1 protein-coding gene is annotated in these 433 nt (G+C 47.8%); it reads right to left on the bottom strand.

What is annotated here, in order from left to right:
- Positions 1-433: hypothetical protein (locus DM397_RS00370; RefSeq protein WP_204251849.1), on the bottom strand; the 433-nt coding region annotated here is incomplete at both ends.

Here is a 433-nt window from a genome sequence, read left to right as displayed (position 1 = left end):
TCCTTCAGAGGCAACGAACTGTCCGCTTACTTTAGTGATGTTTGAAACATCAGCATCGCAAAGGTCGGAAGCTGTTGGGATCTGAGCCTGTGCTGTGGCAAGGCCAGCGGCATCGCTGCATTCCAAGGTTACATTTAGAGAACCAGCTTGTGTTGTCCAAGTTGGCGCAGTAGTATCTTGAATGGTGATCACTTGGGTGAAAGTGTCAGATGTGTTACCGCAGTCGTCTTTTACAGTCCAAGTGTTGGTGTAAGTTCCCGCGTTTCCGCATCCTTCAGTGGCAACGAACTGTCCGCTTACTTTAGTGATGTTTGAAACATCAGCATCGCAAAGGTCAGAAGCTGTCGGAATCTGAGCCTGTGCTGTAGCAAGACCTTCTGTGTCATTGCATTCTAAAGTCACATTTAGAGCTGTTGGAGCAGTTGTCCAAGTA

This window comes from Flavobacterium nitrogenifigens, assembly GCF_003254565.1.
GTDB classification, from domain to species: Bacteria; Bacteroidota; Bacteroidia; order Flavobacteriales; family Flavobacteriaceae; genus Flavobacterium; species Flavobacterium nitrogenifigens.
Note: the sequence above shows the minus strand (reverse complement) of the source record. Positions and strands in the feature narration are given on the sequence as shown.